This is a genomic window from Reyranella sp. (genome assembly GCF_044224635.1).
Taxonomy (GTDB): domain Bacteria; phylum Pseudomonadota; class Alphaproteobacteria; order Reyranellales; family Reyranellaceae; genus Reyranella.
Genome location: NZ_JBGAKA010000003.1, coordinates 207300 through 232662 on the forward strand (window position 1 = coordinate 207300; position 25363 = coordinate 232662).

The 25363-nt window shown below is 68.2% G+C and carries 23 protein-coding genes; 15 read left to right on the forward strand and 8 right to left on the reverse strand.

Annotated features, from left to right (window positions below):
- Nucleotides 1-171 precede the first annotated feature (171 nt).
- The 7 genes from leuC to ACILR9_RS04640 all read left to right on the forward strand — a co-directional run bounded on the left by leuC (nucleotide 172) and on the right by ACILR9_RS04640 (nucleotide 7219).
- Nucleotides 172-1569 carry a 3-isopropylmalate dehydratase large subunit gene (gene leuC / locus ACILR9_RS04610; protein ID WP_395708718.1) on the forward strand — a complete coding sequence of 466 codons (1398 nt, stop codon included), beginning with the start codon at nucleotides 172-174 and terminating at the stop codon, nucleotides 1567-1569.
- 14 nt (nucleotides 1570-1583) lie between these two features.
- A complete protein-coding gene (gene leuD / locus ACILR9_RS04615) occupies nucleotides 1584-2222 on the forward strand; it encodes a 3-isopropylmalate dehydratase small subunit (protein WP_395708719.1) in 639 nt (212 codons plus the stop codon).
- 171 nt (nucleotides 2223-2393) lie between these two features.
- Nucleotides 2394-3440 carry an ABC transporter substrate-binding protein gene (locus ACILR9_RS04620; protein ID WP_395708720.1) on the forward strand — a complete coding sequence of 349 codons (1047 nt, stop codon included), beginning with the start codon at nucleotides 2394-2396 and terminating at the stop codon, nucleotides 3438-3440.
- Entirely contained in the window at nucleotides 3421-4239 is an 819-nt protein-coding gene (locus ACILR9_RS04625) for an ABC transporter ATP-binding protein (protein WP_395708721.1), read from the forward strand. The genes ACILR9_RS04620 and ACILR9_RS04625 overlap by 20 nt, the downstream gene beginning before the upstream one ends.
- 28 nt (nucleotides 4240-4267) lie before the next feature.
- Nucleotides 4268-5137, forward strand: a complete 870-nt coding sequence (locus ACILR9_RS04630; RefSeq protein ID WP_395708722.1) for an ABC transporter permease — start codon at nucleotides 4268-4270, stop codon at nucleotides 5135-5137.
- Between the two features lie 421 nt (nucleotides 5138-5558).
- Complete coding sequence (locus tag ACILR9_RS04635) at nucleotides 5559-6527, forward strand: tripartite tricarboxylate transporter substrate binding protein (protein WP_395708723.1); 969 nt, start codon at nucleotides 5559-5561, stop codon at nucleotides 6525-6527.
- The gene (locus ACILR9_RS04640; RefSeq protein WP_395708724.1) at nucleotides 6524-7219 is read left to right on the forward strand and encodes a molybdate ABC transporter substrate-binding protein; all 696 of its coding nucleotides are present in this window, start codon (nucleotides 6524-6526) and stop codon (nucleotides 7217-7219) included. The genes ACILR9_RS04635 and ACILR9_RS04640 overlap by 4 nt, the downstream gene beginning before the upstream one ends.
- Nucleotides 7220-7222: 3 nt before the next feature.
- Here ACILR9_RS04640 and ACILR9_RS04645 read toward each other — a convergent pair whose 3' ends face one another.
- On the reverse strand, nucleotides 7223-8188 hold the full coding sequence (locus ACILR9_RS04645) for a VOC family protein (RefSeq protein ID WP_395708725.1): 966 nt from the start codon (nucleotides 8186-8188) through the stop codon (nucleotides 7223-7225).
- Nucleotides 8189-8387: 199 nt separating this feature from the next.
- On the opposite strand from ACILR9_RS04645, the gene ACILR9_RS04650 reads away from it, so the two are divergent.
- The 4 genes from ACILR9_RS04650 to ACILR9_RS04665 all read left to right on the forward strand — a co-directional run bounded on the left by ACILR9_RS04650 (nucleotide 8388) and on the right by ACILR9_RS04665 (nucleotide 13654).
- Nucleotides 8388-9191 (forward strand): enoyl-CoA hydratase/isomerase family protein, encoded by an 804-nt coding sequence (locus ACILR9_RS04650; protein WP_395708726.1) that lies wholly within the window; start codon nucleotides 8388-8390, stop codon nucleotides 9189-9191.
- A 161-nt stretch (nucleotides 9192-9352) separates the two neighbouring features.
- Nucleotides 9353-12301, forward strand: a complete 2949-nt coding sequence (polA, locus tag ACILR9_RS04655) for a DNA polymerase I (protein ID WP_395708727.1) — start codon at nucleotides 9353-9355, stop codon at nucleotides 12299-12301.
- A 2-nt stretch (nucleotides 12302-12303) separates the two neighbouring features.
- Nucleotides 12304-13017, forward strand: coding sequence for a hypothetical protein (locus ACILR9_RS04660; RefSeq protein ID WP_395708728.1), 714 nt, complete (start codon nucleotides 12304-12306; stop codon nucleotides 13015-13017).
- Between the two features lie 19 nt (nucleotides 13018-13036).
- The gene (locus ACILR9_RS04665; protein ID WP_395708729.1) at nucleotides 13037-13654 is read left to right on the forward strand and encodes a glutathione S-transferase family protein; all 618 of its coding nucleotides are present in this window, start codon (nucleotides 13037-13039) and stop codon (nucleotides 13652-13654) included.
- Between the two features lie 60 nt (nucleotides 13655-13714).
- Here ACILR9_RS04665 and ACILR9_RS04670 read toward each other — a convergent pair whose 3' ends face one another.
- The 7 genes from ACILR9_RS04670 to ACILR9_RS04700 form a co-directional block, all read right to left on the reverse strand.
- Entirely contained in the window at nucleotides 13715-14047 is a 333-nt protein-coding gene (locus tag ACILR9_RS04670; protein WP_395708730.1) for an HdeA/HdeB family chaperone, read from the reverse strand.
- A gap of 16 nt (nucleotides 14048-14063) precedes the next feature.
- On the reverse strand, nucleotides 14064-14282 hold the full coding sequence (locus ACILR9_RS04675) for a hypothetical protein (RefSeq protein ID WP_395708731.1): 219 nt from the start codon (nucleotides 14280-14282) through the stop codon (nucleotides 14064-14066).
- A 23-nt stretch (nucleotides 14283-14305) separates the two neighbouring features.
- Nucleotides 14306-15232: a DUF2950 domain-containing protein gene (locus ACILR9_RS04680; RefSeq protein ID WP_395708732.1), complete on the reverse strand. Its 927-nt coding sequence runs from the start codon at nucleotides 15230-15232 to the stop codon at nucleotides 14306-14308.
- Nucleotides 15229-16437, reverse strand: coding sequence for a DUF3300 domain-containing protein (locus ACILR9_RS04685; protein ID WP_395708733.1), 1209 nt, complete (start codon nucleotides 16435-16437; stop codon nucleotides 15229-15231). Before ACILR9_RS04685 ends, ACILR9_RS04680 begins: the two co-directional genes overlap by 4 nt.
- Before the next feature lie 73 nt (nucleotides 16438-16510).
- Nucleotides 16511-18367, reverse strand: a complete 1857-nt coding sequence (locus ACILR9_RS04690; RefSeq protein WP_395708734.1) for an adenylate/guanylate cyclase domain-containing protein — start codon at nucleotides 18365-18367, stop codon at nucleotides 16511-16513.
- Nucleotides 18368-18577: 210 nt separating this feature from the next.
- Nucleotides 18578-20185, reverse strand: coding sequence for a phosphoenolpyruvate carboxykinase (locus ACILR9_RS04695; protein WP_395708735.1), 1608 nt, complete (start codon nucleotides 20183-20185; stop codon nucleotides 18578-18580).
- 296 nt (nucleotides 20186-20481) lie between these two features.
- Nucleotides 20482-21216 (reverse strand): HugZ family protein, encoded by a 735-nt coding sequence (locus ACILR9_RS04700; protein WP_395708736.1) that lies wholly within the window; start codon nucleotides 21214-21216, stop codon nucleotides 20482-20484.
- 152 nt (nucleotides 21217-21368) lie between these two features.
- Here ACILR9_RS04700 and ACILR9_RS04705 point away from each other — a divergent pair, with 152 nt between their 5' ends.
- The 4 genes from ACILR9_RS04705 (at nucleotide 21369) to rapZ (ending at nucleotide 25357) form a co-directional block, all read left to right on the forward strand.
- Nucleotides 21369-22064 (forward strand): response regulator transcription factor, encoded by a 696-nt coding sequence (locus ACILR9_RS04705; RefSeq protein ID WP_395708737.1) that lies wholly within the window; start codon nucleotides 21369-21371, stop codon nucleotides 22062-22064.
- Nucleotides 22033-23811 (forward strand): stimulus-sensing domain-containing protein, encoded by a 1779-nt coding sequence (locus ACILR9_RS04710; RefSeq protein ID WP_395708738.1) that lies wholly within the window; start codon nucleotides 22033-22035, stop codon nucleotides 23809-23811. Before ACILR9_RS04705 ends, ACILR9_RS04710 begins: the two co-directional genes overlap by 32 nt.
- 32 nt (nucleotides 23812-23843) lie before the next feature.
- The gene (locus ACILR9_RS04715) at nucleotides 23844-24281 is read left to right on the forward strand and encodes an HPr kinase/phosphorylase (RefSeq protein WP_395708739.1); all 438 of its coding nucleotides are present in this window, start codon (nucleotides 23844-23846) and stop codon (nucleotides 24279-24281) included.
- A 149-nt stretch (nucleotides 24282-24430) separates the two neighbouring features.
- Nucleotides 24431-25357, forward strand: coding sequence for an RNase adapter RapZ (gene rapZ, locus ACILR9_RS04720; protein WP_395708740.1), 927 nt, complete (start codon nucleotides 24431-24433; stop codon nucleotides 25355-25357).
- The last annotated feature ends 6 nt before the right edge of the window (nucleotides 25358-25363 follow it).

Genomic DNA, 25363 nt, shown 5'->3' on the forward strand with positions numbered 1-25363 from the left:
CGCGGCCGAAGCCGTTTCGGCGCGGCGAAGGCCCGCATGACGGGGCACCTCCCCCGATTACCGCCCGATTACGGGGGAGGGATATGAGCAGGGAGTCATTGCCGGCGAGCGCAAAAGATGGTGGGCTGGCGTTTCGCGCGGCGGGAAGATCGCGCGAGAGGAAATGACGCCATGCCGGGACAAGCCCTGTTCGACAAGATCTGGGATCGCCATGTCATTGCCGATCTCGGCGATGGCTATGCCCTCCTGCACATCAGCCGCCATCTCATGCATGACGGCGGCGGCCGCGGCCTGCAGGCGATCAAGGACGCCGGCTACCGGGTGCGCAACCCCGATCTCACCTTCGCCACCTTCGACCACGTCATCTCGACCGAGCCCGGGCGCACGCACGAGACGTTGAAGCCCTACGCCCAGCGGCTCTACAGCATGCGCGACGAGGCGAAACGCTGGGGCATCAAGCTGTTCGATCTCGGCGAGCCCGGCCAGGGCATCGTCCATGTCATGGGCCCCGAACAGGGCGTTAGCTTGCCCGGCACGCTGCTGGTGTGCGGCGACAGCCACACCTGCACGCACGGCGGCATGGGCGCCATCGCCTTCGGCGTCGGCGCCACGGAGGTGATCCACGTGCTGGCCACCCAGTCGCTGGTGCAGCCGAAGCCCAAGCGCATGCGCGTGACCTTCGACGGCAGGCGCGCTCCTGGGGTCACGCCGAAGGACATGATCCTGCACCTGATCGGCCAGATCGGCGCTGCCGGCGGCACCGGCTACGCCGTAGAGTACGCCGGCAGCGCCATCCGCGACATGGGAGTCGAAGGCCGCCTCACCGTGTGCAACCTCTCGATCGAGCTCGGCGCCAAGATCGGCATGGTGGCGCCCGACGACGTCACCTTCGATTTCCTGAAAGGCCGGCCCTATGCGCCCACCGGTGCGCTCTGGGATCAGGCGCTCGCCGACTGGCGTGGCCTCGTCAGCGATCCGGATGCCGTGTTCGATGCCGAGGTCAGGGTCGACGTGAACAAGATCGTGCCGCAGATCACGTGGGGCACCAGCCCCGAGCACGTCATCGCGGTCACGGAGCGCATTCCCGATCCGGCGGCCGCACCGGATCCCGACAAGCAGAGGTCGATGCAGGCGGCGCTCGACTACATGGGGCTGCGGCCGGGCGTGCCGATCCAGGACACCAGGGTCGACTGGGTGTTCATCGGCTCATGCACCAACAGCCGCCTGTCCGACCTGCGCGATGCCGCCACCATCGCCAGGGGCCGCAAGGTGGCCAGCCACGTGCGCGCCTGGGTCGTGCCGGGCTCGGAGAACATCAAGCGCCAGGCCGAGGCCGAAGGCCTGCACCGCGTCTTCCTCGACGCCGGCTTCGAATGGCGCGAACCAGGCTGCTCGATGTGCCTCGCCGTCAACGGCGACACGATCGGGCCAGGCCAGCGCAGCGTCTCAACCTCCAACCGCAACTTCGTCGGCCGCCAGGGGCCGGGCGGCCGCACCCATCTCGCCAGCCCGCCGATGGCGGCCGCCGCGGCGATCGCCGGCCACATCGCCGACGTGCGCAGCCTCTGAGCGGGGAGAAACCGATGAAAGCCTTCACCGTTCTCGACGCCAAGGCCGCCCCATTGATGCGCCAGGACGTCAACACCGACATCATCATCCCGATCCATCGCCTGCGCGACGTCGCCCAGGCCGATCTCGGCCCCTACGCCTTCGAGCCGTGGCGCTACCTGCCCGACGGCAGCGAAAATCCCGAGTTCTTCCTGCACCATCCGGCCTATCGCGGGGCCGAGATCGTCGTCGCCGACAACAATTTCGCCTGCGGCTCGAGCCGCGAGGGCGCGGTGTGGGCGATGATGGGCATGGGCGTGCGCTGCGTCATCGCGCCGTCGTTCGGGCCGATCTTCTTCAACAATTGCTTCCAGAACGGCGTGCTGCCGATCCAGCTGCCGCGCCGCGAGGTGCTGGCGATCGCCGCCGAGCTCGAGGCGGCGACCCGGCCGGGCAGCAACAGCGAGCCGCGCCTCGCCGTCGACCTCGAGGCGCGCACGGTGACGACTCCGAGCGGCCGGCGGATCGCCTTCCAGGTCGACGGTATCCGGCGCGATTCCCTGCTCAAGGGCCTGAACGAGGTCGAGATGACGCTGACCCGCGAAGCCGAGATCGCGGCCCACCAGGCCAAGGCCCGCGCGGCGACACCGTGGTTGTATCCGAGGACTTCCTGATGATCACCCGCATGTCATGCTGAGCGAAGCGAAGCATCTCATCGCAGGCAGTTCCAGCGACGATCGAAATCACGACGAAGGGAGTCCGGGTCGGCGGCGATGAGGTCCTTCGCTGCGCTCAGGACGACAACAAGAGCTTCCAAAGCGGAGCGTGTGTAAGGGAGGAGTGGTATGGCATTCGTGATCAGGCGCCGCAGCATCGTTGCGGTGGCGGCGGCGACGCCGCTGCGGCCGTTCGCCGGGGCGCGGGCGCAGAGCAAGACGGGATCGGCGGTCTATCCCGTCGCGGTGCCAACCTACGAGGTGCACTTCGTCGCCCAGGAGCGCGGCTTCTTCAAGGACGAGGGCTACGAGTTCAAGCTGATCCAGGGCGGCAGCGGCGTGAAGACGCGAGAGATCCTGGCCTCGCGCCAGGGCGACTTCGCCATCGCCGACATCGTGCACGTCCTGCAGCTCAACAAGAACGGCCGGCCGACGCGGGCACTCAACACGCTCGACCAGCGCGCACCCGGCGTGCGCTTCGCCATCCGCAAGGACCTGTTCGACCAGGGCATCGATACGGTGCAGAAGGCGGCGGCCTGGAAGCGGCCCGACGGTCGGCGGGCGATCTTCGGCGTGTCGTCACTCGGCGGAACCTCGCATTTGTGGTCGCACTATTTCATGGAGAAGATGGATCTCGCCGACAAGGTGACCTGGGTCGGCGTCGGCAACGTCGAGACCATGCTGGGGTCGCTCAAGACCAAGCAGATCGACGTGCTGTCGAGCGCCATCTCGGTCGTGACCGAGGCCGAGCGGAACGGCTGGGGCAAGGTGATCTACTCGCCGAGCGACGCCAAGACCTGGGACGCCGTGGTCGGCGGGCCGGTGCCGGTGAACGTCAATTTCTGCCTGCTCGCCACCATCGAGAAGGAGCCCGAGAAGGTGCAGGCCTTCACCAACGCGATGTGGCGTGCCGTGCAGTGGATCAAGGTCAGCAATCCGGAGACCATCCTGGGCTCGATCGAGCGCTTCGTCGGCTCGACGTCGCGCGATTCCAACCTGCTGGAGATCGGCGAGCTCAAGGACGTCGCCGACTGGAACGGCCTGATCACGCCGCAATCCTACGCCCGCGGCGAGAAGGTCTGGTACAGCGAGCTCACCGGCATCAAGCAGATCAAGCTCGAGGATGCCGTCGCCGACAAGTTCCTCAAGGCGGCGCATGCCAAGTACCCGGCCTGAGGCGTCCACCAACCGCTGCCGCATCGACATCAGGGGACTTTCCAAGACCTTCCTCGCCGAGGGCCGCGAGGTGGTGGCGATCGACGATGCCTCGTTCCGGATCGAGGACGGCGAGTTCGTGGCCCTGCTCGGCCCGTCGGGCTGCGGCAAGAGCACCATCCTCAACATGGTGGCGACACTGATCGCGCCCACCGGCGGGACCATCCGCGTCGACGACGTGCCGGTGGTGCCGGGCCGGCCGATCCGCCATGTCGGCTACGTCTTCCAGAAGGACACGCTGTTCCCGTGGCGCACCGTCGAGGACAATATCGGCTACGCCCTCGAGCTCGCCGGGGTACCGGCGGACGAGCGCCGCCGCCGCGTCGCCGAGGCGATCCGCCAGGCCGGCCTCGACGGCTTCGCCCGCTTCTATCCATCGTCGCTGAGCGGCGGCATGCGCCAGCGCGTGTCGCTGATGCGCACCCTGATCGCCCGGCCCGAGATCCTGCTGATGGACGAGCCGTTCGGCGCCCTCGACACCCACACCAAGCTCGACATGCATTCGGTGCTGCTCGAGCTGTGGGAGCGGGCGCGCCAGACCGTGCTGTTCGTCACCCACGATCTCGGCGAAGCGCTGACGCTGGCTGACCGCATCATCCTGATGTCGGCGCGACCGGGCAGGATCAAGCAGGATTTCAAGGTCGACTTCCCGCGCCCGCGCGATGCCGTGGCGCTGCGCGAGACCCGGCAATATGCCGAGCTGTTCTCGCACGTCTGGCATTCGCTCGGCGAGGAGTTCGCAAAAGGGCGCAGCGCATGAGCGACCCGCAGCCCGTGAGCCGCGACCGATGAGAAAGCTGACGACGCTCTTGTGGCAGATCGCCATTGGCCTCGGAGCCCTCGCCATCTGGCAATGGGGCTGGGAGCTCCATGCCGTGGCGCCGTGGGCCGTGCCCGAGCTGCTCGATCCCTACTTCGTCTCCAAGCCGTCGGAGATCTACAGGCAGTTCCTGCGCATGGGCTGCCTGGTGACGTCGGACGGAAAATGGACCGTGGGCGATCCCGGCGCTTTCACGCGCTGCATCGGAAAATCCGAGAACAACCTCTGGATCGCCACCGGCGTGACCCTGAAGAACACGCTGTGGGGCTTCGCCACCGGCGTGAGCTCGGGCTTCCTCCTCGGTCTTCTGCTCGGCCGCTCGGACCGGCTGAGCGAGATCTTCTATCCCTACATCACCGCCTTCAACTCGATCCCGCGCATCGCCCTGGCGCCGATCATCATCCTGGCGTTCGGCATCGGCGATGCCTCCAAGATCGTGACCGCCTGGCTGGTCGTGGTGTTCCTGGTGTTCTTCAACACCTTCGAGGGCGCCCGCTCGGTCGACCGCGACCACATCAATGCTGCCCGCCTGCTGGGCGCCGGCGAATGGCAGGTGACGCGCACCGTTATCGTGCCCTCGACCATGGCCTGGCTGTTCGCCTCGCTGTCGCCCGCCGTGTCGTTCTCGCTGATCGGCGTGATCGTCGGCGAGTTCATCGGCGCCGAGCACGGCATCGGCCGCATGATCATCGAGGCCGAGGCACGCGGCGAGGCTGCCGGCATGATGGTCTCGGTGTTCGTGCTGATGATCGTCGGCGTCATCCTCTCCGCCGTGGTCCGCCGCGTCCAGGCCTACCTGCTGCGCTGGCGGCCCGCCCAGACAACGGGAGCTGTCTAAGCCAATCATGCGCCGGGAGCGCGCCACTTAAGGCGGAGTAGCCTCCGCCGACGTGGCGCTGATGTCATGTCTCCTCCTCAGCGAAGCTGCTACGGAGTGGACGCATCTCATATTCCTCCCCCGCAATCCGGCAGGGCATTCGCATAGGGGCGCGCCTTTCAGCCCCCTCCCCAGCTTCGCTGGGGAGGTGCCCCGTCATACGGGGCGGAGGGGTCAGAGGCCTCAGTCCCGCTGCTCATGACCCCTCCGTCGCCGAAGACGGCGACACCTCCCCAACAGAGTTGGGGAGGAAAATGAGAGGTCTCCAAACTCGCAGTGACGCGCGCCCGGTAATGACTCCGACGGTGGCGCCGACCTGGCCACCATGCCATGACTCCCGGCAACCACGCGCCCGACGACGTGGAGCTCAGGGAGGAACATCATGCGCAGGATCGCCAGACGCAGCCTGCTGATCGTCGGCGCCGCCGCGGCGGCGATGCCGGCCGCAGCGCAGGCATGGCCCAGCAAGCCGGTGAAGATTGTCGTGCCGTTCGGCCCCGGCGGACCGGCCGACATCTATGCGCGCATTCTCGCCCAGGAGCTGGGCGACGCGCTGAAGCAGCAGTTCGTGGTCGAGAACAAGGCCGGTGCGGGCGGCACGATCGGCGCCGACATCGTCGCCAAGGCGGCGCCCGACGGCTACACGCTGCTCATGATGTCGAACACCCTCACCACCAACGAGACGCTGCTCATCAGGAAGCCCTATGCGCTGATGCGCGACCTCGCGGCGGTGGCGCCGGTCAACGCGTCCGACCTCGTCATGGTGGTCTCGCCCTCCCTGCAGGCCAAGACGCTCCCCGAGCTCATCGCGCTCGCCAGGGCGCAGCCCGGCAAGCTCGCCTACGCGTCGGCGGGGCCAGGCACGCCCTATCACTTGGCAGGCGAGCTGTTCAAGACGATGACCGGCACCGACCTTCTGCACGTGCCGCACAAGAACAGTGGCGAGGCGCGCAACGACGTGATGGGCGGGCATGTGCAGATCATGTTCGACGCCGTCACCGCCATGAAGGGCAACATCGATGCTGGCCAGGTCCGCGCGCTCGGGACGACGGGCGACAAGCGCTCCACCGTGCTGCCCGCCGTGCCGACGATGAGCGAGGCCGGCGTGCCGGGCTACGAGACGACGATCTGGCTCGGCATCATGGCACCCAAAGCGACGCCGCAGGACATCGTCGACAAGCTCAATGCCGAGATCACCAGGATCATCGCCAAGCCGTCGCTGCGCGAGGCCTGGGCGAAGCAAGGCGCCGAGCCGATGACCATGACGCCCGCCCAGTTCGACGCCTTCCTGCGCCGCGACATCGAGAAATGGGCCAAGGTGATCGAGCACGCCGGCATCAAGGTGCAATGAAGACCCTCCGCGTCTTGAGCGGCGGCGCCGCCCAGGGACTGGTCGAGGCCCTGCGCGCCGACTTCGAGGCGGCGAGCGGCTGCCGCATCGACGGCACCTTCGGCGCGGTCGGCGCGATGCGCGACCGCCTGCTCGGCGGCGAGCCGGCCGACCTCATGATCCTGAGCCGCGCCCTGATCGACGGGTTGGCTCGCGACGGTCATGTCGACGCAGCGTCGGCGCGCGACATCGGCGTAGTCGAGACCGCGGTCGCGGTGCGCACGGGAGACCCGACGCCGCCGATCGACTCGGCCGAGCAACTGCGCACCGCGCTGCTCGCTGCCAACGCCATCCACTTTCCCGACCCCGCTCGGGCGACCGCCGGCATCCATTTCGCCGGGGTGCTGAGCAAGCTCGGCCTCGGCGACAGGCTCGCCGCGCGACTGCGACCGGCCCCCAATGGCGCCGCTGCCATGCGCGCCCTCGCCGCCTCGAAAGCTGCGCGCCCGATCGGCTGCACCCAGGCCACCGAGATCCTGTCCACGCCCGGCATCGACCTGATCGGCCCCCTGCCTGCGGGCTGCAACCTGGTGACGACCTATTGCTGCGCCATCGCGACAAGGTCGGCGATGGCAGCCGATGCTGCGCAGCTTGCGGCACTGCTTGCCGGCGACCCCCATCGCGACCTGCGCCGGCGCTTGGGTTTCTCCTGAGGTTTACTTCTTGGCGGCGACAGTCGGAGTGGCATACTTCAGGAAGGTTTCGGGGAGCGGCGCGCCCCAATAGGTGCCGCTGCCGCGCTCCTGCTCGTTCCAGATCACCGGTTGCCAGTCGGGCGCCAGCACGAGATAGGAGCCGGAGTAAATCTCGACCCGATTGCCGCCCGGCTCGTAGGAATAGAGATAGAAGCCCTGCGAGTTGTTGTGCTTGGACGGCCCGGCCTCAATGAAGATGCCGTTCTCGGTGAGGATGTCGGCGGCGCGCAGCACGTCCTCGCGGTTGTCAACCCACAGCGAGACATGGTGCAGGCGCCCGTGCCCGCCGTCGAGATCGGCGACATAGGCGAGCTGGTGGTGGATGGCGTTGGGGCTCATCCACGAGCCGATCTCTTGCCGTCCGTCGTCGAAGATCACCTGCTCGCGCAACTGGAAGCCCAGCAACTCCTGGGCAAAGCGCCGGTTGGCCGAAACGTCATGGGCCATCAGGGCGAGATGATCGGTACGGCGCACGCCGACGCCGCGCCCGGTGTAGCGTTGCGGCTGGTTCTTGAGAGCCGAGCGCAGCTCGGTTGGCGCTTCGTACGCCAGCTCCTCGTAGTAGAGCGCCATCGAATGTCCGTCCGGATCGCGGAAGCGAAAGGAGCGGCCGCGGCCGAAATCGCCGTTGCTCCACCCCTCGCCCAACCCGGCCGCCATGAGCGCCGCGGCCCGCCGCTCCAGCGCCGCCGCGCTCGCCGCCCGCCAGGAAATGCAGCCGACGCCCGGCGCATCGGCGTGGGTGAGCTTGAATGTGCTGGCGGCACGATCGCCATAGCCGCGCAGATAGACGCTCGGCCCCGCCGCATGCACGACCTCCATGCCGAGGACGTCGCGGAAATACCACAGGCTGCGCTCGGGCTCGGGTGTCAGCAGCTCGATGCCGCCCAGATGGGCGATATCGTGGATCGCCGCGTGCTCGCTCATGGGCGCTCCTCTGATCATCGTCCTCTCAAGGTTGACGATACGGCGGCCCAGGCGCCTTGATCCGGATCAATCTGCTTCAAGGGACGTCGCCAGCCCGTCTCGACGCGCAGCGGCCGGTCAGGATCGGCGTCATCGCCCTTGCCCCTCCCGCAGGTCCAGTCGCAAACTCCCCAGATCAACCCACACGGTGAGAAAACAAATGGCCGTCGTCGAGACCGAACGTCATGGACAGGTGCTGGTGGTGCGCATGAACCGGCCGGACCGGCTGAACGCGCTCAACACCGAGATGCGGGCCGAGCTGGCGCAGGCCTGGACCGATTTCCGCCATTCCAAGGAGCTCGAGGTCGCGATCTTCACCGGCGCCGGGCGCGGCTTCTGCGCCGGCGAGGACATGAAGGAGTCCCTGCAGAAGGGCGCGCCGGGCGGCGAGCGGCCGAAGATGGAGGATCCCTTCATGACCGGCGCGCTCGAGAAGCCGGTGATCGCCGCGGTCAACGGCTTCGCCATGGGCGGCGGCTTCATGCTGGTCGAGCGCACCGATCTCCGCCTGGCCGTACGCGAGGCGATCTTCGAGGTCTCCGAGGCCAAGCGCTGGCTGCTCGGCGGCTACAATCACGGCCACATCGCCAACCTGCCCTACCCGATCGCCATGGAGATGGCGCTGGGCTTCCGCTTCACGGCGCAGCGCTTCTACGAGATCGGCTTCCTCAACCGCCTGGTCGAGCCCGACCAGCTGATGCCCGAGGCCCTCAAGATGGCCGAGCACCTGCTCACCCTGCCGCCGGCGTCGCGCGTCAACACCGTGCACATGATGCGCCAGATGCGGCCGGCCCCCGGCCCCGACATGCAGCGCCTCGCCGCCGCCCTGCACGAGCACGGCGACAAGAGTGACCTGATGGAATCGCGCGCCGCCTTCGCCGAGAAGCGCAAGCCCAACTTCAAGGGCTGGAAGAAGCCCGACGACCGCTACCGCCTGCCGACGCTTGAGTCGACGAAGGGGTAACGTCCAACGAAAGGTCCCTCGCTTCCGGCGCTTGCTTTGCAAGCGCCGGAAGCGAGGGACCTTTCCTTTCGGAATTTCCCCGGTCGCAGAAGTGCCAACCATACCCTAAATTCACCGAAGTTTCGGTCCCCGCGCCTTGCGGCGCATGGTAGGGCTCTGGCATGGCGAAAACGACGGCAACGGCTGCCAACCCGGCAGCCAACGGCAATTCCTCGGGCGCGACGGCGGCGGCGGGCGACGACAAGCCGCTGCGCCATCTCTACCTGGTCGACGGCTCGGGCTACCTGTTCCGTGCCTATCATGCCCTGCCGCCGATGACGCGGCCGGACGGCACGCCGATCAACGCCGTCTACGGCTTCTGCCGTATGCTGGTGGCCGACCTCCTGGACAAGCCCGAGGTCGACCACGTCGCCATGATCCTGGATGCCAGCGAGGTGACCTTCCGCAAGGAGATCTACGACAAGTACAAGGCCAACCGCCCGCCGCCGCCCGATGACCTGATCCCGCAATTTCCGCTGATCCGCGAGGCGGCGAAGGCCTTCAACGTCACGGTCTGCGAGCTCGACGGCTTCGAGGCCGACGACCTGATCGCGACCTACGCCCGCCTCGCCGTCGAGGCCGGCGCCACCTGCACCATCGTCTCCTCGGACAAGGACCTGATGCAGCTCATCCGGCCCGGCGTCGAGATGATGGACCCGATCAAGAAGACCAGGATCGGCCCGCAGGAAGTGATGGAGAAGTTCGGCGTGACGCCCGACAAGGTGGTCGACGTTCAGGCGCTGGCCGGCGATTCGACCGACAACGTGCCCGGCGTGCCGGGCATCGGCGTCAAGACCGCCGCCCAGCTGATCAACGAGTACGGCGATCTCGAGACGCTGCTGCAGCGCGCCGGCGAGATCAAGCAGCCCAAGCGCCGCGAGGCGCTGCAGCAGAATGCCGGGCTGGCGCGCATCTCGCTGAAGCTCGTCACGCTGCGCGACGACGCGCCGCCGCCCGCCGATCCCGACTCCTTCGACAAGCGCAAGCCCGACCCCAACGTGTTGCTGCCGTGGCTCGAGCAGCAGGGCTTCAAGAGCCTGCTGCAGCGCTATCGCGGCGAGCTCGGCGAGGCCAGCGATCCGGTGGCACCGGCCGCCGCGCCGGTCCAGCCGGCGCCGGCGACCGCGCCCAAGCCGGCGCCAGCCCGCGCCAGGAGCAACCGGCCTTTCACCCAGGCCGACTACGAGCTGATCCAGGACGAGAAGGCGCTCGACGAATGGGTTGGCGAGGCGACCAGGGCAGGAGTCGTCGCCTTCGACTGCGAGACCGATGCGCTCGACTCGAACAACGCGGGCCTGGTCGGCGTCTCGCTCGCCCTGCTCGAAGGGCCGTGGGGCAACGTCAATTCGAATCGCCGCCGCGCCGCCTACCTGCCGCTGCGGCATCGCGCGCCGGGCGGCGAGGCGCAGGGCTCGCTCGATCTCGGCGGCGACGGGGCCGCCCAGGGCGACGGCAGGCTGCTGCCCGGTCAGATCCCGCTCGACGCGGCGATCGCCCGGCTGAAGCCGATGCTGGAGGATCCGTCGGTCCTCAAGGTCGGCCAGAATATCAAGTACGACATGGCGGTGTTCCGCCGCTACGGCGTCGAGATCGGCCCGGTCGACGACACCATGCTGCTCTCCTTCGTGCTCGATGCCGGCTCGCACAATCACGGCATGGACGAGCTGGCCGAGCGCTATCTCGGCCAGAAGACCATCAAGTTCTCCGACGTCGCCGGCAGCGGGGCCAAGCAGGTGAGCTTCGACCGGGTGCCGATCGACAAGGCGCGCGACTATGCCGCCGAGGATGCCGACGTCACCATGCAGCTATGGGCGCAGTTCAAGCCCCGGCTGGCCACCGACCATATGGTCACCGTCTACGAGACCATCGAGCGGCCGCTGATTTCCGTGCTGCTCGGCATGGAGCAGGCCGGCATCAAGGTCGACGCGCCGCAGCTCAGGAAGCTCTCCGCCGAGTTCGAGAAGCGCATGGGCGAGCTTGAGCACGAGATCCACAAGGTCGCCGGCCGCGAGTTCAATGTCGGCTCGCCCAAGCAGCTGGGCGAGATCCTGTTCGACGAGCAGAAGCTGCCGGGCGGCCGGCGCAACAAGAACGGCTCGTGGGCGACCGACGTCTCCATCCTCGAGGATCTGGCGGCGCAGGGCCATGCCCTGCCGGTCAAGATCATGGAGCATCGCCAGATCGCCAAGCTGAAGGGCACCTACACCGACGCCCTGGTGCGCGAGCTCGACGCGAAGACGGGGCGCGTGCATACCTCCTACCAGATGACGGGCGCCGCCACCGGCCGTCTCGCCTCGACCGATCCCAACCTGCAGAACATCCCGGTGCGCACCGAGGAAGGCCGCAAGATCCGCGAGGCCTTCATCGCCGAGCAGGGCCACAAGCTGCTGTCCGCCGACTACTCGCAGATCGAGCTGCGCCTGCTCGCGCATGTCGCCGACATCAAGTCGCTCAAGGAGGCATTTGCCCGCGGCGACGACATCCACGCCATCACCGCCAGCGAGATGTTCGGCGTGCCGGTCAAGGGCATGGACCCGCTGGTGCGGCGGCGCGCCAAGGCGATCAATTTCGGCATCATCTACGGCATCTCGGCATTCGGGCTCGCCCAGCAGCTCGGCATCGGCCAGCCCGAGGCGCGCGAGTACATCAGCCGCTACTTCCAGCGCTACCCCGGCATCCGCGACTACATGGAGACGACCAAGGCATACGCGCGCAAGCACGGCTACGTGAAGACGCCGTTCGGCCGCAAGGTTCACCTTCGCTTCATCAACGACAAGAGCCAGGGCATGCGCGCCTTCGCCGAGCGCGCCTCGATCAACGCGCCGCTGCAGGGCGGCGCCGCCGACATCATCAAGAAGGCGATGATCCGCCTGCCCGGCGCGCTTGCCTCGGCCGGGCTCGCGGCCCGCATGCTGCTGCAGGTCCACGACGAGCTGCTGTTCGAGGTTCCGGTGGCCGAGATCGACAAGACCAAGGACGTGGCGCGCCGCGTCATGGAAGGCGCCGCCGCGCTCTCGGTGCCGCTGGTTGTCGAGACCGGCGTCGGCAACAACTGGGCGGCGGCGCACTAGCGATGCGGCTATCGACATGGATCGCGACCGCCGCCTGTCTTGGCCTGGCAACGACGGCCGAGGCGCAGGACTCACCAGAGCAGCGGACGGCATCCCTGCTCAAGGGCTCGAAGGCAACGATCGAGAACCAGGCGTGCTGCGGCGCCAGCCGCGGCACGGTTCACGCATCCGAAGCGGCGGCCATTGCCAGGGTGCCGGGCTCGGCAGCGCGCAACGGACAGGTCCTCCGATTGAAGCTCGACGGCAACCGCACCCTCAGCCTGACCGACTGCCTTGTCACGGACCGCTGCGATGGCGACATGCGCGTCCACCGCCTGGTCGGGTGGTGGCCCAAATATCGCCTCTACGTGGTGAACGTGGCTCTCTATGAAGCCGGCGTCGCCTACCTGGTGTCGCAGCGTGACGGCCATGTGACCGTGGCCACGGCGCCGCCGGTCCTCTCGCCGTCCGGCCGCTGGGCGGTTGCCCTCGAGTCGAACCAGATGAACGGGGTCGACCTCGAGCTCCTGGACATGAGCCACGACCCGCCGACCGTGACCAAGATCGAGGACGGGCCGAACTGCCCGGGTGCCGGTCCCGGCTTGCTGCGTCCGAAACCGGTGTGGGTCGACGAATCGCAGATCAGGTTCGAGGCGCCGCCGCCCCTGCAGAGCGGCTATCCCAACACCAAGCAGCTCTTGCGGATCATTGGCGGCAAGCCGCGCTGGGAATGCTGAGACCAAGGGGAGACGAACGATGAAGATCTGGGGCCGAGCCAACTCGATCAACGTGCAGAAGGTGCTGTGGGCCGCCGACGAATGCGGCATCACCCACGAGCGCACCGACGTCGGCGGCGCTTTCGGCGGCAACGACCAGAAATGGTACCTCGACATGAACCCCAACGGCGTCGTGCCGACCATCGAGGACGGCGGCCAGATCATCTGGGAGAGCAACTCGGCGGTGCGCTACCTCGCCGCCAAGTACGCCGCCGGCACGTTGTGGCCGATCGATCCCGGCCAGCGCAGCGAGGCTGACCGCTGGATGGACTGGCAGCTCAGCACGATCTCCGAGGCGATGCGCGTGGTGTTCTGGGGCCTGATCCGCACGCCACAGGAGAAACGCGACATGGCAGCCATCAGGAAGGCGGCGGAGGATGCCGGCCGCCTGTTCGGCCGCCTCGACGGCTGGCTCGCCGGCCGCCGTTACGTCGCCGGCCAGCATTTCACCATGGGCGACATTCCGGTCGGCTGCTTCGTCTATCGCTGGTACGCCCTCGACATCGAACGGCCCGAGCTCAAGAACGTTCGCGCCTGGTACGACCGCCTGACGACGCGGCCGGCCTACGCCAGGCACATCATGATCAAGCTGACGTAGGCTTTGCTCCCCCTTCTTCCTCCTCTCCCCCGCCAGGGCCCCGCTAGGGGGCCTCGGCCCCTAGCGCTTCGGCAGTCTGCTCATCTCGGCAATGATCGCCTTGTCGACGACCGCGAACAGGTGGGCGTCGGGCGACAGGGTGCAGCCGCCACGCACCAGGTAGGCGATCTGCGTGCCGCGTTCGTCGTCGGGAATGCGGACGCCGTGATAGCGGGCGGCGTGCTCGGCGAGGAAGATCGCCAGCACCTTGCGCGATTCAGGGTTCATGGCGTGCGCCTCGCGGCAGGTGATGTAGGCTGCCTGCTCGAAATTGGTGGGCGGCATCGGCGTCTGCGCCGAGGCGGAAGCGGCGATCAGCAGCGCGCCGGCGGCTGCAATGGAACGGACGAACATGGCCAATCCTCCTGCGCTACCTGTTGCCGATGGCGCTGCCGGTGATGTAGCCGGCCGCGCCGCCGATCAGGCCGGCGCCGACCACCGTGCCGAAGCTGCCACCGGCCACCATGCCGATGCCCGTGCCCAGCGCCGCGCCGGTCACCGCGCCCTTCTGGCCCGGCGTCATATTCTCGCAGCCACCGAGCAGGCCGGCGGCCAGCACCATTACGAGAGCCATGGTCTTCGTCATCATTCGATCTCCCACTGCAGGCCGCTTCACGGCGGCGCCAAGTTGGCCTTGTCCCAGTTCTTGTCGGGATTGAACACAGTGATCAAGCCCGCTTTCTGCGCGGTGTCGGACCCGAGGTCGCGCTGGTAGACGACGCCGTTGTTGCCGACGATGAACGTCATGATGCCGGTCACGCCGTAGCGCACCGGCCAGGCGATCGCGCCGAAGCCGCCGATCATGCGGCCGTTCAGGATGTAGTCGCGCGCGCCGCCTGGCGCATCGGGGCCCTGCGCGTAGAGCAGCCGGAAATAGTAGCCGTAATGACCGTCGGGCGACTTGCCATCGACCTGCGCCCGCGCCACCGCCGGCCCCAGCGGACTCTGCGGCTCGCCCGGGCTGGTCGCCCAGTAGAGGCCGTCCTTGCTGCCCGCCGAGCTCAGCAGGCGGCGGGCAAAGACCGGCGCGCCGGTCTTCATCGGATCGAGCGCGGCATAGTCGTACTGCGCATCGACGATGGCGAGCAGCGTCTGGACCACCGACAGCTCGTTGTGGCCGATTCGGCGCAGCGCGATCTCCTTGAGGCCCGCCGCGATGTCGAAGCGCCATTCCGCGCCGTCCTTGACCAGCGGGATCGGCAGCGTCCAGCCGGCGTGCCCGACCTCGATCGTCGCCTTGCTGTCGCCCGACGGGATGATCTTGTGGCCGGCATCCCACGCCGCGATGAACGAATTGCGGCGGCGCTGCATCTCCTCTTCGTTGAGCGGCACGAAGTCCCGCCAGTCGTTGCCCCACAGCTTGGCAATGGCGGCGCGATCGCCGCTGCGCACGGCCGCGGTCAGCGCGGCGGCCGCCGCTTCGGCCGTGGGAAAGCCCTGCGGCTTGGCCAGCGCCGGCTGCTGCGCGCCGGCGCCGGCGGCGAAGCCCGCCACGAGGGCAACCGCCAGCAGGAACCGGCGCATCATTGTCATGCTCATCGCCGGCCTCCAACGCCACCCCTGCCGCCGCCGAAGCCGCGATCGCCCCACGAGCGGTTGCCCTGCTCGAAGTCGCGATTGACCCCCTGGCCACGATCGATGCCCTCGAAGGCGCCGCCGCGGTTCTCCCAGGTCGAGCGCGGCTGCTCTGCCGCACGCGGTTGCTCTGCCCTCGGCTGCTCTGCGCGGGGCTGCTGAACGCGCGGCTGCTCGGGTCGCTGCAGGGTGCCGGCACCGCCGCCGGGTCGATTGGTCGCCTCGCCGTCGCGCCCCTCGAGCTGGCCGCGGAACTGCTCGCGCTGCTGGGAGCCCATGCGCGTCTGGCCGAATTCCTGGCGCTCGGGCTGGGTGCGATAGGGCACGCCGTCACGATGCGCCGGGTCGTGGCGCCATTGCCCGTTGGCGTAGCGGTTGGCGTCGAAGTTGTTGCGGCTGATGTTGACCGCCTTGTTGACGTTGACCGAGGTGTAGCTGTTGCCCCAGCCGTTGCCCGACCAGCCCCAATGCCAGCCGCCGAACATGGCGGTACCGGCGGCCACGCCGAGGCCGAACATCATGCCCGCTGCGAGTGCGGTGCCGTAGCCGTAGGCCGGCGGCGGCGGATAGTAATAGGGCGGATAGGCCGGATAGGGCCACGCGCCGTAAGCCCAGGCCGGGTTGTAGTACGGCACGTAGATCACTTCCGGATTGGCCGGCTCGATGATGATGGCGCTGGCCCCGCCGGACGGCGCCGGCTGGGTCGTGACCTTCTGCTGCGACGTCGTCTTGAGGTTGCCGGCGGCGGCCGCGCGGGCGCGCAGGCGCTGAACCGAATCGGCCACCTCCTTCTGCTGGCCGATCATCGCGTCGCCGAGCTTCTGGGTCCACTCCAGCTTGTCGTTCATCATCGTCAGGACCTGCGGGAAGGCGACCAGCGACTTGACGCTGACATCCCAGCTCTTGTCCTTGACGGCGGCCACCGCGGCATCCCCCTTGAGATTGGGATTGGCCTGCACCCAGCGCGCCGCCTCGACGATCTCCAGCGGATAGGTGGCGGCCATCAGCACCTGCGCCAGCAGCGCATCGGGATAGAGCGCGATCGGCGCCAGCATCTGGTCGAGCTGTTCCGACGTGAACGGCTTGGCCGAGCCCTGCGCCCTTGCGCCGGAGAAGGGGCCCGTCGCCAGGATCATGCTCGACAACACCAAGAAGTCGCGTCGATTCATGCCCTGTCCCTTGCTCGCTCCGATGACGCCGCACAGTAGGGGCTTGCGAGCCCAGGGGCAACGCTCTCCATCCTCACGCCAACCGAAAGACCTCGACCGGATCATCGTGACCCTTGACCAGGCGGCGGACCGGCGCGACGGCGGCGATGCCGAGCGCGGCCTTGTCCTTGACCGCCGCCATCGTGGCACCGCTCACCAGCACGACGATCTCCTCGCCTTCCTTCATGAACTCCTTGCCGAGCTGCTCGAAGCGCTGGGCGACGTTCACCGTGTCGCCGACCACGGTGAAATTGACGCGGCCGGGCGCACCGATATTGCCGACGACGACCGGCCCGGAATGGAGGCCGATGCGGACCCGGATCGGCAGCTGGCCGGCGGCGCGCCGCATCTCATTGTCCTCGCGGACCACATCCACGATGGCGAGCGCCGCGCTCACTGCATGGTCGGCGTGGTCCTCCATGCGCGACAGGCCGCCCCAGACGGCCATGACGGCGTCGCCGATGTACTTGTCAATCACGCCGTGCTCGCGCTCGATACAGGCGCCGAGCAGCGCGAAATGATGATTGAGCAGCTCGGCCGTTTCTTGGCCGGGCAGGTCCTCGGCCTGCGGCGTGAACTCGACGATGTCGGTGAACATCACCGTGACAGTGCGGCGGCGCGAGCGCACCGCATCTTCGCCGAGCTCCATCAACCGGAACACGAGGCGGTGCGGCACGTAGGCGCCGAACCATTTCAGCGCGCCGCGCGCCTTGTCGAGGCTGTGGCCGGCATCGTCGATCTCGCGCAGCAGGGAGCGGCGGTGGAACGGCTTGTCGAACTCCAGTCGCTCGATCGCTTCGGCCGCCGACGTGATGGTGCGGATCGAGCGTGCCATGCTGAGCCCGATCACCAGCGCCAGCACGGCGGCGACGGCGAGCGTGCCGGCGCCGACCATGGCGCCGTTGGTCAGGCGGACCAAGTCGCTGGTCGCCTCCTCGATGGGGAAATACTGGCCAACCAGCCAGGGGTCGGGCCCGTAGCCCTTCAGCTCGCGGTAAACGAACACCCAGCGCTGGCCCTCCACCTCGACGACATGGCCGAGCGAGCCCAGCGCGCGGTCGATCTGCGCGCTGCGCAGCGGCGGTGCCCAGATCTTCGCCAGGACGGGGTCTCCCAGCTCCTGGATCGTCGGCAACGGATGGGTTTCCGACAGCCCGAGACCGTCCGGCTTGACCAGGCGGCGGTGCGCCAGGACGTTGGTGCGGCCGACCAGGATGAAGAAGCCGTCGTCGCCGGCCGGCGTCGCAAGGCTGATCAGCGAGGACAGATCACCGACCGATACGGTGGCAATCAGGCCGCCGATGAACGCATTGTCGATCCGCCGCACCGGCGTGCGCACGTTGAGCACTGGCTGCTGCAGCGGTTCGCTCCAGAACAGGGCACCCCAGAAGCTCCTGGTCAGGGTCTGCAGGTCACGGAACCGTTCGAGGCCGCGCGGCTGATCGAGCAGCGAGCTGGTGATGCCCGTGAAGGTGCCATTGGGCCGGCGCGAGACGCCGTGCGTCTGGAGATCGAGAGTCGCGAAGGCGACATAGGACACCTCCGGCACGCGCCCCATCATCACCCGCAGCGCCTCGCGCACGTCGACCGGCGATTCGATGTCGATTCGGCCAGCGCCGATCAGAGCGGCGATCATCTCGAGGTTCTCGGTCACCGGATCGAGCTGGCGGCGAACCAGCGAGATCTGGCTCTCGATGGTTCGCTCCGCCCGATCGATCAGCAGGCGGTCGGCCGTGCCGGTCGCGCCGGTCAACACGATGAGATAGGCGGCGCCGGAGATGAGGGCCAGCGACACGAAGGCCAGCACCAGGGCCGAGATCAGCGGCAGGCGCAGCCGCCAGCGCCGTACGGGCGATGCGACAGCATCGGGTGCGTCAGGAATCGTGCTCACGCACCCACAAGATGATACGTCGGCGCCATGAGGGGAAGGCCCCCGGACAATTCGCCCGTGGGGGAACTCAGGCCCCTCCCCAGCTCCGCTGGGGAGGTGTCGGCGTAATCGCCGACGGAGGGGTCGAAAGCCCCACTGAGACTCATGACCCCTCGTCGCCGTATGACGGCGACACCTCCCCGGCGAAGCCAGGGAGGATGGCGTGGCGCCTCATGCCGCGGCGCGGATCGCGGCGCGGTTGACCTTGTCCTCGACGTGGCTCTCGAACTGCTGGAAGTTGACCTCGAAGCGGCGGGCAACGTCGCGCGCCGCCGAATCGTAGGCCTTCTTGTCCTTCCAGGTATTCTTCGGGTTCAGCACCTCGCCCGGCACGTCGGGGCAGGCGCTCGGCACCTGCATGCCGAAGTGGGGATCGGCGACGCTGGCAATCGTGGCCAGCCGCCCGTCGAGCGCGGCGCGCAGCATCGCCCGCGTGTGGCGGATCGACATGCGCTCGCCGACGCCGAAGCCGCCGCCCGACCAGCCGGTGTTGACCAGCCAGCACTTGACGTGCTGGCGCGCCATCTTCTCGCCCAGCATCCTGGCATAGACGGTCGGATGACGCGGCATGAAGGGCGCGCCGAAGCAGGTCGAGAAGGTGGCTTGCGGCTCGGTCACGCCCTTCTCGGTGCCGGCGACGCGCGCCGTGTAGCCTGACAGGAAGTGGTACATCGCCTGCTCGGGCGTGAGCCGGGAGATCGGCGGCAACACACCGAACGCATCGGCCGTCAGCATGACGATGTTCTCCGGCGTGCCGGCGATGCCGCTGGGCGAAGCGTTGGGGATGAAGTCGAGCGGATAGCAGGCGCGCGTGTTCTCGGTATGCCGGCCGTCGTCGAGATCGAGGCCGCCGGTCGCAGGGTCCATCACCACGTTCTCAAGCACGGTGCCGAAGCGCTCGGTGGTGGCGTAGATCTCGGGTTCGGCGGCGCGGCTCAGCTTGATCACCTTGGCGTAGCAGCCGCCCTCGAAATTGAACAGGCTCTGCTCGCCCCAGCCATGCTCGTCGTCGCCCAGCAGCGTGCGCGCCGGATCGGCCGACAGCGTCGTCTTGCCGGTGCCCGACAGGCCGAAGAAAATCGCCACGTCGCCGTTCGGCCCGACATTGGCCGAGGCGTGCATCGGCAGCACGTTCCGGTCGGGCAGCAGGTAGTTCATGATGGTGAACACCGACTTCTTGATCTCGCCGGCGTACCAGGTGCCGCAGATCGCCACCACGCGGTCGGTGAAGTTGACCAGGATGGCGCAGTCCGATGCGGTACCGTCGAGCTTGGGATCGGCCTGGAAGCCGGGCAGGTTCAGGATCGTGAAGTCGGGCTGGAAGCCTTCTAGCTCGTCCGCCTTGGGCCGCAGGAACATGTTGCGCGCAAAGAGATTGTGCCAGGCCGTCTCGGTGATGACGCGCACGCCGATGCGATGCGCCGGATCGGCGCCCGCCCAGCAATCGCGCACGAAAAGGTCACGACGCTGGGCATAGGCGGTCATGCGGTTGTAGAGCGCGCGATAGCGCTCGGGCGAGATCGGCTTGTTGGTCTTGCCCCAGTCGACGCGATCGCGGCTCGCCGCATCCTCGACGAACACCTTGTCGTTGGGCGACCGGCCGGTGTGGATGCCGGTACGCACGACGAACGCGCCGCCGTCGGCGACGCTTCCCTCGCCGCGGCGCACCGCCTCTTCATAGAGAGCCGGCACCGAGAGATTCCAATGGACCGCGCCGCGATTCTTCAATCCGAGCGATTCAATTCCGAATTTGGGGACGACGAAGCCCGTCTGTCTCACTGCGCTTCTCCTGGCTGTAGGGCGCAAGGGCTATGCGACACTCCGAACGCTACGAGCAAGAGGGTGGTTTCGCACCCGCGAATGGCATGTCGCGGCGCGGAAATCCCGTGGATAATCTGTGACGACCCCGGTGGCCTCCCCGTCTCTCTCATTTTCCTCCCCAAGCGTAGCTTGGGGAGGTGTCGCCGTCTTCGGCGACGGAGGGGTCATGAGCCCCAGTCCCGCTGCTCATGACCCCTCCGCCCCGTATGACGGGGCACCTCCCCAGCGAAGCTGGGGAGGAGAGTGAAAGGCGATTACGGGGGAGGGATGGAGGACGCCGCCCGCGCCCGTTTGACGAGATCGACCAGGATCCCGCGCGCCTGCGCGGCGGCGGCAAGCGGCCTGTCGAAGGCCAGGCGGGCGACCTCGCCGCCGGACCGCAGGTCGATACCCTCGGCGTCGATTCCGGTCATCCGCCAGCCATCACCGGCGCGGCCAAGCAACTTCCCGGCATAGAGCTGGACGGCGTCGGCATGGTCCTTGTTCATATGCTCGACGATGCCCGGCTCGGCGGCGGCGAGGCCATCGGCCGTCGCCTCGCCGCGCAACTCGTCGGAGGAAAGCCAACGGATCCTGCCGAAGCCCGCGACCAGGTGGGCGCGCTCGACGGCCACCCGATAGAAGGCGAAATCCTTGAAGCCGGCATACAGGTCGGCATCCGGATGGCGCGCCAGGAAGCGCCGGCGCAGCCTCTCGTCGTCCGTCCGGCCGGCGCGCCCGACCAGGGTGACGCGCGGCCCGGTGAGCGGCTGGTCGAGCCCGTGCGTGCCGTCGAACAGCAGCGACACCCGCGCCTCGCCGGCAATCGCCTTGGTGTGCTCGGCGAGATCGCTCAACAGGAGGATGGGCGACAGATCGTGATCGACCGCCACCAGGACCAGCGAGGCATAGGGCCAGGCTGCGCCTTCGCCACCCCCGTGCGCCGGCAAGAGGCTGGCCAGGGCAGCGCGATCCAGCCCGCGCACCAAGTCGCGGGCGGCACGTGCCATGTCATTTGTCATGGCGCCACGTCTTTCATCATGATTTCTGGTCAAAAACGCCGTAATTCGTCCATAGGGATGGCAGAATGGGGCAGCGGCGGCAACGCCCCGGTCTGTGCTACGATTATGCCACCGTCCGACCCGTCAGGAGAAGCAAAGCCGTGCGCAAGAACATCGCCCTCGTCGACGACGACCGCAACATCCTGACCTCCGTCTCGATGCTCCTGGAAACCGAGGGCTTCCAGGTGAAGACCTACAATGATGGGGCTTCGGCGCTCGAGGGCCTCAACCAGGCGCCGCCCGATCTCGCCATCTTCGACATCAAAATGCCGCGCATGGACGGCATGGAGCTGCTGAACCGCATCCGCAAGACCCAGCAGTTCCCGGTGATCTTCCTCACCTCCAAGGACGAGGAGATCGACGAGGTGCTTGGCCTGCGCATGGGCGCCGACGATTTCATCCGCAAGCCGTTTTCCCAGCGCCTGCTGCTCGAGCGCATCCGCGCCGTGCTGCGCCGCGCCGATTCGGGCACCGGCAAGGGCGAGGGTCAGGTCGAGCGCATCGTGCGCGGCGAGTTGGTGCTCGACCCCAGCCGTCACCAGTGCACCTGGAAGAGCAAGGAGGTGCATCTCACGGTCACCGAGTTCCTGCTGCTGAAGTCGCTCGCCGAGCGGCCGGGGCACGTGAAGAACCGTGACCAGTTGATGGATGCGGCGTACGGCGAGACAATCTACGTCGACGACCGGACCATCGACAGCCACATCAAGCGGGTGCGCCGCAAGTTCCGCGAGGTCGACGGCGAGTTCGAGCAGATCGAAACGCTCTATGGCATCGGATACCGATACCGCGACGCCTGAGCCCGGCCGGCGCTGGTCCGGCCTGCAGGGTTTCCTCTCGCGTATCGCGGCTGCCTTCAGCCGCCGCGAGCTCGCGCCTGCGCGTCCGACCGAGACGCCGTCGCTGTTGCGCCGCCGGCGCAGCGCGACACGACGCTACTCGCCGCTCACCCGCCGCATCCTGCTGCTCAACATCGTGCCGGTCGCGCTGCTTACCCTGGGCGCGGTCTACCTCAGCGACTACGAGGAGGAGCTGATCGACGCCGAGCTCGCATCGCTCGCCGTGCAGGGCGAGATGGTCGCCGCCGGCATCGCCGAGATCGCGGTGGCGGGCGGCGAGACCACGGTCAATCGTCTCGATGCCGAGGCGGCCCGGCAGCTGCTCGCCCGCATGGTCCATCCGACCGGCGTGCGCGCCCGGCTGTTCAGCGAGACCGGCGAGCTTCTGGGCGACTCCGCGCTGCTGAGCGAGGCAGGCCGCATCCATGTCGTGCCATTGCCGCCGCCCGAATCGCCGTCCCCGGCGCATGGCGATCTCGGCGAGCGCGTGAGCGAGTGGATCGCCCGCCAGCTCTCGCGCGCCGACCGCTTTCCCGAATATGTCGAGCGCGTGCTGCCGACGGTGCGCGACTTCCCCGAGGGCCAGAGCGCGCTGCGCGGCTTCAACGCCTCGGCGGTGCGCGTCTCCGGCGACGGCCGGCTGATCCTGAGCGCCGCGGTGCCGGTGCAGCGCTACAAGCAGGTGCTGGGTGCCCTGCTGCTGATGCGCGACAACCGCGCCATCGCCGCTTCCCTGCGCGAGGTGCGCTACGACATGATGGTGATCGCCGCGGCCGCGCTCGGCATCACCGTGTTGCTGTCGCTCTACCTCGCCGGCACCATCACCCAGCCGATCGTGCGGCTGGCGCGCGCCGCCGACGAGGTCCGGCTGGCACGCGAGAGCCGGCCCGAGATTCCCGACCTCGGCAAGCGCGGCGACGAGATCGGCGATCTCAACGACGCGCTGCGCTCGATGACAGAGGCCTTGTGGCAGCGCCTCAACACCATCGAGAGCTTCGCCGCCGACGTGGCGCACGAATTGAAGAATCCGCTGACCTCGCTGCGTTCCGCGATCGAGATGGCGTCGCGTCCGACGCTCACGCCCGACCAGCGCGACAAGCTGATGGCCATCGTGATGGACGACATCAACCGGCTGAACCGGCTGATCTCCGACATCTCCGACGCCTCGCGGCTCGATGCCGAGCTGATGCGCGGCGACGTGAAGTCGCTCGATCTCAACCTGCTGCTGGCCGACATGGCGCGCCACTACGCCGCCACGGCGCTGCAGAAGGCGGGCGTCGAGCTCGAGTTCCGCCTCGCCGCCAATCCGCCATTCCTGGCGCACGGCCACGACGGTCGCTACGGCCAGGTGTTCCGCAACGTCATCGACAACGCCTTGTCTTTCAGCCCCGCAGGCTCGCGCATCGTCGTCGAGCTCGCGCGCGCACCGCGCAACGGGCCGTTCATCGTCACCATCGACGACGAGGGGCCGGGCATTCCCGAAGATAACCTGGAATCGATCTTCGAGCGTTTCTACTCGGAGCGACCAACCGAGCATTTCGGCCAGCACTCCGGCCTCGGCCTGTCGATCTGCCGCCAGATCATGGAGACTTACGGCGGGTCGATCACGGCCTCCAACCGCCGGGCGCCGGCCGACGGGCCGGAGCCCGGCCGCATCCTGGGCGCACGCTTCACCATCCAGGTGCCGGCGGCCGATTTGCGCGCGTGACCCGGCCGGCCCCAGAGTCGGCGCCAGGGTCGATGCCAGGATCCGTGCACGCCACCTGCGTCGCCCTGCGCCACCGCCGGACCTGGCACGCCGTGCTGCTGCGCGGGCCGTCGGGCGCCGGCAAGTCGGACTTGGCGCTTCGCCTTATGGAGGCGGGCGCCCGCCTGGTGGCCGACGATCGCACCACGCTCGACCGCGCCGGCAACGCCGTCATGGCGAGCGCGCCGGCCTCGATCGCCGGCCTGCTCGAGGTGCGCGGGCTCGGCATCCGCCGCCTCCCCCGCAACCAGCTGCTGGCGCAGGCCGCGGTCGTCCTGCTGGTTGACCTGGTGCCGCCTGATGCGATCGAGCGCCTGCCCGAACCGGAGCACGAAGCGCTGCTCGGCATCGACCTGCCCGTGCTCAAGCTCGCCGCGTTCGAAGCCTCATCGTGCGCAAAGTTGCGCCTTGCAGTCGCCATGAGGGTATAGTTAGTCAGCCTCCTCCTCCAGCTTCGCTGGGGAGGTGTCCGCGTCTTCGCGGACGGAGGGGTCATGAGCAACGGGACCGGGGCTCATGACCCCTCCGTCGCCGTGAGACGGCGACACCTCCCCGGCGAAGCCGGGGAGGTGAAATTACCATGACCGCCGCCGCCTCCGTCGCCCCTCTCACCCAGCCTCGCAGCGCACCGCGCCCGTTCGTCGTCGTGACCGGTCTGTCCGGTGCCGGACGGATCACGGCGCTGCACGCGCTGGGCGACATGGGCTACGTCGCGGTCGACAACGTGCCGCTGATGCTGCTGGGCGACGTCATGAGCTCGACAGCGGGCAATCCCGGCGAGCGTGCCGTCCCGCTCGCCTTCGGCATCGACACGCGGACCTTCGGGTTCGAATCGCATGCCCTGGTGCGGCGCGTCCGGGAGCTGCGTCAGCGCACCGATATCGCCGTGCGCCTGCTGTTCCTCGACTGCGACACCGAGATCCTGCAGCGCCGCTACACCGAATCGCGCCGCCCGCACCCGCTGGCGCCCGACCGGCCGCTGATCGACGCAATCAGCGAGGAGCGCCTGGAGATCGGCTGGGTGCGCGACGCGGCCGACCTGGTGATCGACACGTCGGCACTGTCGCCGCACATCTTCAAGCAGCTGCTGGCCGGGCACTTCGCGCTCGCCGCCGTCGGCACGCGCCTGGCGGTGATGTCGTTCTCCTACCGGCGAGGCCTGCCGCGCGAGGCCGACCTGGTGTTCGACGTGCGCTTCCTCAGGAACCCGCACTACGTGCCCGACCTCAAGCCATTGACCGGCCGCAACCCGGCGGTCGCCGCCTTCGTCGCCGGCGATCCCGGCTACCGGCCCTTCCTCGACGGGCTGAAGGGGCTGATCGGGCCGCTGCTGCCGCGTTTCGACGCAGAAGGCAAGAGCTATTTGACAATCGCCGTCGGCTGCACCGGCGGCCGGCACCGATCCGTGACGGTCGCCGAGGAGCTGGCAGACTGGTTGCGCGGCGCGGGCCGCTCGGTCACTCTCTCGCACCGGGACGCCGATGCGGCCGGGGAGGCGGCGGCGTAGGGTAAA

What these genes read in the sequence shown, in the direction of transcription:
- ACILR9_RS04685 (WP_395708733.1), bottom strand. Translation starts at nt 16,437, where the DNA reads ATGAATCGACGCGACTTCTTGGTGTTGTCGAGCATGATCCTGGCGACG.
- ACILR9_RS04715 (WP_395708739.1), top strand. Translation starts at nt 23,844, where the DNA reads ATGCCAGGATCCGTGCACGCCACCTGCGTCGCCCTGCGCCACCGCCGG.
- ACILR9_RS04710 (WP_395708738.1), top strand. Translation starts at nt 22,033, where the DNA reads ATGGCATCGGATACCGATACCGCGACGCCTGAGCCCGGCCGGCGCTGG.
- polA (WP_395708727.1), top strand. Translation starts at nt 9,353, where the DNA reads ATGGCGAAAACGACGGCAACGGCTGCCAACCCGGCAGCCAACGGCAAT.
- ACILR9_RS04630 (WP_395708722.1), top strand. Translation starts at nt 4,268, where the DNA reads ATGAGAAAGCTGACGACGCTCTTGTGGCAGATCGCCATTGGCCTCGGA.
- ACILR9_RS04700 (WP_395708736.1), bottom strand. Translation starts at nt 21,216, where the DNA reads ATGGCACGTGCCGCCCGCGACTTGGTGCGCGGGCTGGATCGCGCTGCC.
- ACILR9_RS04650 (WP_395708726.1), top strand. Translation starts at nt 8,388, where the DNA reads ATGGCCGTCGTCGAGACCGAACGTCATGGACAGGTGCTGGTGGTGCGC.
- rapZ (WP_395708740.1), top strand. Translation starts at nt 24,431, where the DNA reads ATGACCGCCGCCGCCTCCGTCGCCCCTCTCACCCAGCCTCGCAGCGCA.
- ACILR9_RS04620 (WP_395708720.1), top strand. Translation starts at nt 2,394, where the DNA reads ATGGCATTCGTGATCAGGCGCCGCAGCATCGTTGCGGTGGCGGCGGCG.
- ACILR9_RS04640 (WP_395708724.1), top strand. Translation starts at nt 6,524, where the DNA reads ATGAAGACCCTCCGCGTCTTGAGCGGCGGCGCCGCCCAGGGACTGGTC.
- ACILR9_RS04680 (WP_395708732.1), bottom strand. Translation starts at nt 15,232, where the DNA reads ATGAGCATGACAATGATGCGCCGGTTCCTGCTGGCGGTTGCCCTCGTG.
- ACILR9_RS04660 (WP_395708728.1), top strand. Translation starts at nt 12,304, where the DNA reads ATGCGGCTATCGACATGGATCGCGACCGCCGCCTGTCTTGGCCTGGCA.
- ACILR9_RS04645 (WP_395708725.1), bottom strand. Translation starts at nt 8,188, where the DNA reads ATGAGCGAGCACGCGGCGATCCACGATATCGCCCATCTGGGCGGCATC.
- ACILR9_RS04625 (WP_395708721.1), top strand. Translation starts at nt 3,421, where the DNA reads ATGCCAAGTACCCGGCCTGAGGCGTCCACCAACCGCTGCCGCATCGAC.
- ACILR9_RS04665 (WP_395708729.1), top strand. Translation starts at nt 13,037, where the DNA reads ATGAAGATCTGGGGCCGAGCCAACTCGATCAACGTGCAGAAGGTGCTG.
- ACILR9_RS04675 (WP_395708731.1), bottom strand. Translation starts at nt 14,282, where the DNA reads ATGATGACGAAGACCATGGCTCTCGTAATGGTGCTGGCCGCCGGCCTG.
- leuD (WP_395708719.1), top strand. Translation starts at nt 1,584, where the DNA reads ATGAAAGCCTTCACCGTTCTCGACGCCAAGGCCGCCCCATTGATGCGC.
- ACILR9_RS04670 (WP_395708730.1), bottom strand. Translation starts at nt 14,047, where the DNA reads ATGTTCGTCCGTTCCATTGCAGCCGCCGGCGCGCTGCTGATCGCCGCT.
- ACILR9_RS04635 (WP_395708723.1), top strand. Translation starts at nt 5,559, where the DNA reads ATGCGCAGGATCGCCAGACGCAGCCTGCTGATCGTCGGCGCCGCCGCG.
- leuC (WP_395708718.1), top strand. Translation starts at nt 172, where the DNA reads ATGCCGGGACAAGCCCTGTTCGACAAGATCTGGGATCGCCATGTCATT.